This window comes from Actinoplanes sp. NPDC048791, assembly GCF_040650095.1.
Lineage (GTDB): Bacteria > Actinomycetota > Actinomycetes > Mycobacteriales > Micromonosporaceae > Actinoplanes.
Genome location: NZ_JBEZGQ010001116.1, coordinates 1 through 2,577 on the forward strand (window position 1 = coordinate 1; position 2,577 = coordinate 2,577).

Here is a 2,577-nt window from a genome sequence, read left to right on the forward strand (position 1 = left end):
CTGCCGGCCGCTGGTGCCCTCGACGGCGGCGCCGTCGATCCAGTGTCTGATCTCGCGCATGTGGCCTCCTAGACCAGGTAGTCCGAGAGTCCCCGGCGGACGTACTGACCGTGGCCCTTACGTCCCAGGTATTCGCCGCCGCGCACGACGACGGTGCCGCGGGAGATGACGGTGTCGACCTTGCCGTCGATCTCCCAGCCCTCCCAGGCCGAATGGTCCATGTTCATGTGGTGGGTGGCCGCGCTGATCCGGGTCCGGCCGGCCGGGTCGTAGAGCACGATGTCGGCGTCCGAGCCGGGGGCGACGACGCCCTTGCGCGGGTACATGCCGAACATCCGGGCCGGGGTCGTGGCGATCGTCTCCACCCAGCGGGCCAGCGACAGCTTGCCGTCGACCACACCTTGGTAGAGCAGGTCGACGCGGTGCTCGACGCTGCCGATCCCGTTGGGGATCTTGGAGAAGTCGCCCAGGCCCAGCTCCTTCTGGTCCTTCATGCAGAACGGGCAGTGGTCGGTGGAGACCACGGCCAGGTCGTTGGTGCGCAGGCCGCGCCACAGGTCGGCCCGGTGGCTCTCGTGCTTGCTGCGCAGCGGGGTCGAGCAGACCCACTTGGCGCCCTCGAAGCCCGGCGCGCCCAGCTGGTCCTCCAGCGTCAGGTACAGGTACTGCGGGCAGGTCTCGGCGAAGACGTTGCGGCCCTGGTCCCGGGCCGCCGCGACCTGTTCGAGCGCCTTGGACGCGGACAGGTGCACGATGTAGAGCGGGCAGTCCGCGGCCACACTGGCCAGCCAGATCGCCCGGCTGGTGGCTTCGGCCTCCAACTCCTGCGGGCGGGTCAGGCCGTGGTGGATCGGGTCGGTCTCGCCGCGTTCCAGGGCCTGCTTGACCAGCACGTCGATGGCCGGCCCGTTCTCCGCGTGCATCATGATCATGGCGCCGTTGTCGCGGGCCTTCTGCATCGCCCGCAGGATCTGCCCGTCGTCGCTGTAGAACACCCCCGGGTAGGCCATGAACAGCTTGAAGCTGGAGATGCCCTCGTCGGTGACGAGCTGGTCCATGGCCTTGAGCGAGTCGTCGGTGACGCCACCCAGGATCATGTGGAAGCCGTAGTCGATGTGGCAGTTGCCCTCGGCCTTGGCGTGCCAGGCGGCCAGCCCGTCCTGCACGACCTCGCCGTAACGCTGCACCGCGAAGTCGATGATCGTGGTGACGCCGCCGAAGGCCGCCGCCCGGGTGCCGGTGTCGAAAGTGTCGCTGGCGTGCGTACCGCCGAACGGCAGCTCCATGTGGGTGTGCGCGTCGACGGCCCCGGGGATCACGTACTTGCCGGTGGCGTCGATGGTCTCGATGTCGGCCGGGCCGCGGCCCGGCGCGAACACGGCGGCGATGGTCTCGCCGTCGACCAGCACGTCGGCGGGGGAGGCCCCGGTCGGGCCGACCACCGTGCCGCCCTTGATCAGAAAGGTCACGGCGCGACCAGCCCGTCGTAGCTGTCCGGGCGGCGGTCGCGGTAGAACGCCCAGCGGTCCCGGACGGTGGCGAGCAGGTCCATGTCCAGATCGCGGACGATCAGCTCCGGGTTGTGGGTGTCGCCGACCGCGCCGACGAACTTGCCCTCCGGGTCGACGAAGTAGGACTGGCCGTAGAAGTCGTTGTCGCCGAGTTCCTCCACCCCGGTGCGGTTGATCGCGCCGATGAAGTACTCGTTGGCCACCGCGCTGGCCGGCTGCTCCAGCTGCCACAGGTACGACGACAGGCCCCGGCTGGTCGCCGACGGGTTGAAGACGATCTGCGCGCCGTTCAGGCCCAGGGCCCGCCAGCCCTCGGGGAAGTGCCGGTCGTAACAGATGTAGACGCCGACCTTGCCGACCGCGGTGTCGAACACCGGGTAGCCCAGGTTGCCGGGCCGGAAGTAGAACTTCTCCCAGAAGCCGTTGACCTGCGGGATGTGGTGCTTGCGGTACTTGCCGAGGTACGAGCCGTCGGCGTCCACCACGGCCGCCGTGTTGTAGAGGACGCCGGGCTGCTCCTGCTCGTACATCGGCAGGATCATCACCATGCCGAGCTCGGCGGCCAGGGCCTGGAAGCGTTCGGTGGTCGGGCCGGGGATGGACTCGGCGTACTCGTAGTAGGCCTTGTCCTGGACCTGGCAGAAGTAGGGGCCGTAGAACAGCTCCTGGAAGCAGATCACCTTGGCGCCCTGGGCGGCGGCGTCGCGAGCGTAGTCCTCGTGCGCCTTGATCATCGATTCCTTGTCGCCCGTCCAGTTGGTCTGGACGAGGGCGGCCCGGATGACGTTGCTCATCGCTGCGGCCCCTCTCTGAAATCAGTGGTGGCGTGGGTCACCCCACGATTGTGATCGCCTGTCCACCCGCTGTCATCGTCCCCAGCTCATCGCTTGACATCCGGGGTTGATGTCGTAGGACACTAATGACACAACCACGGGCGGACAATTGCTCGCGTGTAACCAAATGTTTCGGCGAAGTAAGAAGCGCGCCGGGCGCCGGCGGGAGGTCGGGCGGTTTGCTGGGGCACATCACGGGCGCGGACGACGACCGCAGCGCCCGGGGCATCGCC

At 68.3% G+C, this 2,577-nt stretch carries 2 protein-coding genes; both read right to left on the minus strand.

The features are described 5' to 3' along the window. Positions 1-68: 68 nt before the first annotated feature. Positions 69-1,469 (minus strand): dihydropyrimidinase, encoded by a 1,401-nt coding sequence (hydA, locus tag AB0C29_RS42995; RefSeq protein ID WP_360833364.1) that lies wholly within the window; start codon positions 1,467-1,469, stop codon positions 69-71. Further along, positions 1,466-2,305: a nitrilase-related carbon-nitrogen hydrolase gene (locus tag AB0C29_RS43000; protein ID WP_360833366.1), complete on the minus strand. Its 840-nt coding sequence runs from the start codon at positions 2,303-2,305 to the stop codon at positions 1,466-1,468. Before AB0C29_RS43000 ends, hydA begins: the two co-directional genes overlap by 4 nt. Positions 2,306-2,577 lie beyond the last annotated feature (272 nt).